General features: G+C 68.6%; 5 protein-coding genes. 2 read left to right on the top strand and 3 right to left on the bottom strand.

Going from position 1 to position 6,361, the window contains the following annotated elements; all coding sequences use genetic code 11:
- Positions 1-713: IS6 family transposase (locus tag DIZ27_RS32430; RefSeq protein ID WP_109381990.1), on the bottom strand; the 713-nt coding region annotated here is incomplete at its 3' end.
- 501 nt (positions 714-1,214) lie between these two features.
- Between DIZ27_RS32430 and DIZ27_RS32425 the strand changes: the two genes are divergently transcribed.
- Both DIZ27_RS32425 and DIZ27_RS32420 read left to right on the top strand, forming a co-directional pair.
- Entirely contained in the window at positions 1,215-2,474 is a 1,260-nt protein-coding gene (locus DIZ27_RS32425; RefSeq protein WP_109381989.1) for a CaiB/BaiF CoA-transferase family protein, read from the top strand.
- 197 nt (positions 2,475-2,671) lie between these two features.
- Positions 2,672-4,213 carry a class I adenylate-forming enzyme family protein gene (locus DIZ27_RS32420; RefSeq protein WP_109381988.1) on the top strand — a complete coding sequence of 514 codons (1,542 nt, stop codon included), beginning with the start codon at positions 2,672-2,674 and terminating at the stop codon, positions 4,211-4,213.
- Between the two features lie 177 nt (positions 4,214-4,390).
- Here DIZ27_RS32420 and DIZ27_RS32415 read toward each other — a convergent pair whose 3' ends face one another.
- Both DIZ27_RS32415 and DIZ27_RS32410 read right to left on the bottom strand, forming a co-directional pair.
- Complete coding sequence (locus DIZ27_RS32415) at positions 4,391-5,131, bottom strand: transposase family protein (protein WP_258308642.1); 741 nt, start codon at positions 5,129-5,131, stop codon at positions 4,391-4,393.
- A 56-nt stretch (positions 5,132-5,187) separates the two neighbouring features.
- Entirely contained in the window at positions 5,188-6,297 is a 1,110-nt protein-coding gene (locus DIZ27_RS32410) for an IS110 family transposase (RefSeq protein WP_109381986.1), read from the bottom strand.
- Positions 6,298-6,361 lie beyond the last annotated feature (64 nt).

Genomic DNA, 6,361 nt, shown 5'->3' with positions numbered 1-6,361 from the left:
GTGGTGGGCAGGTTGGCAGCGCCGGTGATCTGGTCCCAGAGGGCGAAACGGACGGTCATCTCGGCTCGGTGGCCGGAGGCTGTCATCAGGTGGCGGTGGGGGCGGAAGTGCGGTGAGATGCCGCTGAACGCGGACAGGAAGCGCTGGGCTGCGCCGACGGAGCGGAAGCCCTTCATGACGCGTTCGCGCTGCCGGGTGGGCTGGTGGCTGTTCTCCGCCCGCTTGTTGAGGTACTTCGACTGCCGGTGCTCCACCGACGGCATGACCTCACGGTGGGCGGCGCCGTAGGAGCGCAGCTTGTCGGTGACGACCACCCGCGGCACCGCACGCGTCTTCTTCAGCAGGCGGCGGAAGAACCGCCGGACCGCAGCGGTGTCCCGCCGGTCCTGCACGAGGATGTCCAGGACGGTGCCGTCGGCGTCGACGGCCCGCCACCGGTACGTCAGCTCCCCATCGATCCTGACGAACACCTCGTCCAGGTGCCCTGTATCCCCGGGCCAGGGTCGGCGGCGGCGCAGCCCGGCGGCGTAGGCCTGGCCGGACGTGGCGCACCAGCGGCGGACCGTCTCATAGGAGACGATCACACCGCGCTCGGGCATCGGCTCCTCGGCCTCGCGGAACGACAGCGGGAAGTGGAAGTACCGCCACACACAGTGGGAGATCACCTCGGCCGGGTACCGATGACCCTGGTACGACGGCGACGCGCTGTCCACGAACGGTCCCCCTCCACCATGACCAACCCGAAGGTCATCCCACCCGGTCAGCCAACGTGACAGCACCCCGACCATGCCCGCCGGACCGATAAGCCTGTGACAGGGACCCGCAGAAGACAAGCGCCTTAAACTTATTGCTGTCGGTTAATACCGGTTAAGACCCCGGACCTCTCCTCGTGAGCACGGGATGGCCGTCGCCAGGCGATTCCCCAGAAACTCCACACAGTCGACCAGCCGACCACAAGGGCCGGGACCGACGGGGCGCGGCCGGGCGCCCGCAAGGCCTTGCCCGACTTGGCGAATGCCATTAGGTTTACGGCGCTGCGGTGGACGCCACATCCCGTGCTTCCGCCCTCTCGAACGCTTTGCAACCCAGCCCCCCGTGACGCACCGGACAGCATGCCGTGGGCGTCCGGCTCTCCCCTGCACACCTCACCAGAAATCAGGGCCAGCGCTGTGCGTGGGAAACACAATGACTCGGATCACGACCCGGAGGTTCCCATGAGCGGCTACTCGTTGTTGGCAGGGATGCGCATCCTGGAGGTCGCCCACCTGGCGCCCTCGTCTGTCGGTGGCCATCTTGCTGATCTCGGCGCCGAGGTGATCAAGGTCGAAACCGGGCCTGTGGGCGATCCCGTGCGCACCGGTGGCTCCCTGGCGGTGGGCGGACCCGACGGTCCGGCCTTCATGCACCTGCGCTGGAACCGCGGCAAGAAGAGCGTGGCGCTCGATTTGCGGAGCGACGCAGGCAAGGCTGCTTTCCTGGAGCTGGCCAAGGTCAGCGACGCGGTGATCGAGGGAACACGTGCCGGCTATCTCGAATGGCTGGGCCTGGGATACGACGTACTGAAGGAGACCAACCCGGCGCTCGTCTTCTGCACGGTCTCCGGCCTCGGCAGCGACGGGCCCTACCGGCGGCTGGGCAGTGGCGGACCTGTCTTCGACGCCTACGCGGGCCTGCGCGAGGTGGCGACTCCGAGCACGCCCCCGGACAAGGGCATCGCGGGCTCGACCACACCAGGGATCGCGATGTACGGACTGGGCGCCTACGGAGCGATGGGCATACTCGCGGGGATTCTCCACGCCCGCCGCACCGGGGCAGGGACACGGCTCGAGGTGGCCGGCATCGACGTGGCAGCCAGCTGGATTCCGGACGAGACCGACGCGGCCCTCAACGAGGGCCGGACGACGCAGCGCTCCGCCTGGCTGCCCGACGGGCGGCTGCCCGACTGGCCCCGGTTGGAGGCGTACCGGACACAGGACGGCGGCGCCATGCTGTTCGGCGCCCACGTGGAGAAGTTCTGGCGGAACTTCTGCCATGCCGTCGACCGTCCGGACCTCCTGGAGATCGACCTGACCACCGTCGACGAGGGATCCGCTCGGCGCGCCGAGACGGTCTGGCGCGAACTGCGCACCATCTTCCTGGAGCGCACGCGCGAGGAGTGGACTGAGCTCTTCCTCACGCACGACATCGCCGGCGGACCGGTGAACAGCGTCCACGAGCTCATCCAGGATCCCCATTTCAAGGCCCGGCGGAACACCTACACGGTCACCTACGACGGCGTGGGCGAGCTGGAGCTGATGGTGAGTCCGGTCCGTGTCGCCGGAGAGGACTTCGCAGCCGATCTCGCCCCGGAACTCGGCGCGCACACGTGGGAGGTGCTGCGGGACGTGGCGGGCTACGACGAAGCGGTCCTGTCCGAGCTGGGCCTCAAGGGAGCACCCTCACAGGCTGCCGGACGCAACGCTGACGCGTCCTGACGAGCGTCACACAGCCAACAGAGAACACGGCCCGGCATCCCGTATCCGTCGGTCACCCGTGCCTCTTCCGAGCAGCTTCCGCTCATCAGGGCGAACCACAGGCTCGGCGCGGTCAGCCGGGGGCTGACGGATCAACACCGCGCTCTGCCGTCTTGCGCATGAAAACAGCAACCGAACAAGGGACATGGGAAGCTGGCATGAACATCAATGATCTCGTTCGCTACTGGGGGAAAAGTCGTCCCGACCACGCGGCGATCATCTTCGGTGACGACGTACAGAGCTGGGCAGAACTCGACGCGGTCTCCGACGCCCTCGCCCGTGGCCTGGCGGCTCGCGGGGTCCGCAAGGGCGACCGGGTGGGCGTGCTCATGCGCAACCGCCCGGAGCTCGCCCATGTCATCCTGGCCACTCTGAAGCTGGGCGCGATCAGCGTTCCGCTTAACTTCCGGCTGCTGGCCTCGGAGCTCGCTCCCCTCCTCCAGGACGCCGACCCCCGCGTCGTGGTGACCGAGGGCGAACTCGCCCCCCTGCTGGAGCCAGGGCACAAGGCGCTCGGCTTTGAGATCTTCGCCACCGACTCGTCCGACCTGCCGGGATACAACCTGCTCATGGCGGAGTCCGGGACGGTGCCGATCACCGAGGTCGACGAGGACGACGGCGCGTTCATCTGCTACACCTCCGGCACCACGGGAGTGCAAAAGGGCGCGCTGCTGACGCACCGCTCTGTACTGGCCCCCGGCCAGGCCCAAGTGATCACCCACGGAATCTCGTGGCGCGACCGCGTATTGCTGGCCGCGCCTCTGGTCTACACGGGCTCAGTCATCTCGGTCTTCATGCAACTGGTGGTGTACCCAGGCGCGACGATGGTGCTGCCCGGCGACTTCGACGCCGAGCGCTGCCTCGACGCATTGGAGCGGCACCAGGTCACGGCGACGACGACGGTCCCGGTGGTCTGGGAGCGCATGGCGGCGCTGCCCGGCTTCGGACGGCGCAGGCTGGCCGACTTCAAGTTCGCAGGAGCGGGCGGCGCCCCGGTGAATCCGGAGCTACTCAAGGTCTACCAGGCACGCGGTATCCCGGTGACGCAGGTCTATGGGCTGACCGAGGCATCGGGACTGGTCTCCACCATGCGGTACGAGGATGCGCTCACGCGTCCCGGTTTCGCCGGGCTACCGCTCGTGGGCACCGCCATCCGCATCGCCGATTCCGAAGGCAAGACGGTCCCGGCCGGCGAGGTCGGGGAGATTCTGGTCCGCGGCTCGCACACCATGCACGGCTACTGGAACCGGCCCCAGGAGACCGCCGAAACCCTCGTCGACGGATGGCTGCGCACCGGCGACCTGGGCCTGCAGGACGACGGCGGCTTCCTCAAGGTTGTCGACCGGAGGAAGGACGTAGTCATCTCCGGAGGCCTGAACATCTACCCCGCCGAGATCGAGAAGGTTCTCAGCTCCGTGGAGGGGGTGGTGGATCTTGCCGTCATCGGCGTGGCGGACGACAGGTGGGGCGAGGTCCCGATGATCGTCTTCCATACCGACCAGGACCCGTCGGTCGTCGCCCGCCGCCTCACATCGACCGCACAAGCCTCCCTCGCCCGCTACAAGCAGCCCAAGCACGCGGTCGCCCTGGCGCAACCGCTCCCCCGCACCTTCTCGGGCAAGCTCGCCAAGCCGGTCCTACGGGAGCAGTTCACGCGCACGCCTTCCGACGCGATTGCGCTGTCTCCGTCCAGCTCGTGACAGGCAGGCAGGACGGCCCCGAAATGCCGGGGCTGCCCTGCCACAAGTCCCTCAAAAGTCCGGCGATTACTCACTGAGAACGTTTCATCCTGAAGTTGCTGGTCACGGGGCTGGTGTGACCGGTAGCGGGAGTTCTCGTACTGGTCGGTGGCGTGATTGGTAGCAGGTGATCATCTGTCACCGGGAGACTTCGGCACGGGTGAGGACGAGCAGGTCCCGCAGCAGTACGGTGGCGTGACGAGCGGCCAGACGGAGCTTGGTGAGGATCCGCCAGTTCTTCAGGTCGGCAAAGCCGTGTTGATTCGCGGCGCGTTCGCGGGCGACGAGCCTGTTCGCCTCTTTCTGCGCGGCGGTCAGGCGCCGGCCGCGAGCGGCGCGGTAGCCGGTGATGATCACCGGGTTGTCCGGGTCGTCGTCCAGGCCGAGGTCGGCGATGGCGCCAAGGCCGGCTTCGCGCAGGCGGGTGGTGAGGTGGTCGTGCCGGGCAGCGGTGACGTCGTGGGTGCGGCCGCGGCGGGCGGCCGAGACCCAGATCAGGTTGCCCTTCTCGTCGGTGAGGGCAAGGACGTGCAGGCCGTGCATCTTGCGTTTGCCGGAGCAGTTGGGGTGGTCGTCGGCGCCGGTGCGGCGCCGGGTGAGTATCAGCGTGCCGTCGATCAGCACGACAGCCCCGCCCCGTTTGACGATCTTCTTCAGTGCGCGGTCCAGCCGTTCGGCGCGGGTGGCCAGCAGGTGGATCACCTCCAGCAGCCAGCGGCGCACGGTCGAGACGGAGACCTGGTAGGCGCCGGCTATGTCCGCGAGTCGCTGGTCATGACGGAGCACGGCGAGAACGATCAGGGCGATGCGGCCCGGCGGGAGCTTGCGCCACCGCGAACCGATCTTCTTCAGGTGGGCGCGGACCAGGCCCGCGACCATGTCCAGGGTCGCGCTCGACAGCGGCAGGCGACACGGCGTTGATGCCCCTATGGATGTCAAGTAGCGGTTGCGGCACGCGCGCGGCTGGCTGCGGGGCTCGGAGTGGCGATGAGCCGGTAGACCTCCCGTGCGATGTAGCGCTTGAGGCAGCGGATGACTTCTCGGCGCGTCTTGCCCTCGGCAAGGCGTCGCTGCAGGTAGTTCCGGGTGCGGTCGTCCCAGCGCAGGCGGCTGAGGACGATCCGGTAGAGGGCGGCGTTGGCCTGGCGGTCGCCGCCGCGGTTGAGTCTGCGGCGCCGGGTCTTGCCGGAGGATGCTTCGACCGGGCTGGTGCCGCACAGGGCGGCGAAGGACGCCTCACCGGTGAGGCGTTCGGGGTTGTCACCTGTGGCGATGAGCAGGGCTGCTGCGCTGTCCGGGCCGACGCCGTAGACGTCGAGCAGACCGGGCGAACTCGCCTTGACGGCCTCGGCCATCCGCTGGTTCAGGTCGTCGATCTCTTCGGTCAGGTGCTGGATTCGGCGGGCCGGCAGACGCAGGAGGTGCCGGGCAGCTGTAGCAGGCCCGGTCGCGTCCAGAGCTTCCAGTGCGGCGCACCGCTTGATCAGGTGCGGGTTGGTCAGGCCGGCCAGGGCCTCGCGCAGGGCGGAGTCGGCGCAGACCAGGACGCTCTTGAGCTGGTTGATGGCCTGGGTGCGGGACTTGATCGCGGATCCCTTGGCGAGTTTGGACAGCCGCAGCATCTCCACCGGGCCGTCGCTCGTCTTGGCCGTGGTGGTGGCGCGCCCGGACAGCACGGCGCGGGCGGCGGCCTCGGCGTCGACGGCGTCGGTCTTGCCGTGGCGCCGGCGGGCGGCCTTGTCCGGCTGGTTGACCTCCGTGACCTCGATTCCCTCGGCGTGCAGGTGGCGGGCCAAGGCCGCCCCGTAGGAGCCGGTGCACTCGACGCCGGCACGTCGCACCACTTTGAACGAGCGGGCCCAGGCGACGAGTTGACGGTATCCCTGCGCGGTCGCCGGGAAGCTCCGGCCGTCCAGGGCGGCACCGAGCATGGTGATGACGGCCGCGGCGTGAACGTCCTTGTGGGTGTCCACGCCGAGCAGGACCTCCTCAGCGGCGTCGGCCGGGATGTGACACGGGGCAGCGGATTGCGTGATGCTGGGCAAGGTCGCCTTCTCCTGATCGCCTTGGGTGCTGGTGGCCGTCGCCGGGCCGGGGCGGTCAAGACTG

This window comes from Streptomyces sp. NWU339 (assembly GCF_003143855.1).
GTDB lineage: Bacteria > Actinomycetota > Actinomycetes > Streptomycetales > Streptomycetaceae > Streptomyces.
Note: the sequence above shows the minus strand (reverse complement) of the source record. Positions and strands in the feature narration are given on the sequence as shown.

Coding starts and splice junctions, on each gene's coding strand:
- DIZ27_RS32415 (WP_258308642.1), bottom strand. CDS start 5,131: ATGGTCGCGGGCCTGGTCCGCGCCCACCTGAAGAAGATCGGTTCGCGG.
- DIZ27_RS32420 (WP_109381988.1), top strand. CDS start 2,672: ATGAACATCAATGATCTCGTTCGCTACTGGGGGAAAAGTCGTCCCGAC.
- DIZ27_RS32425 (WP_109381989.1), top strand. CDS start 1,215: ATGAGCGGCTACTCGTTGTTGGCAGGGATGCGCATCCTGGAGGTCGCC.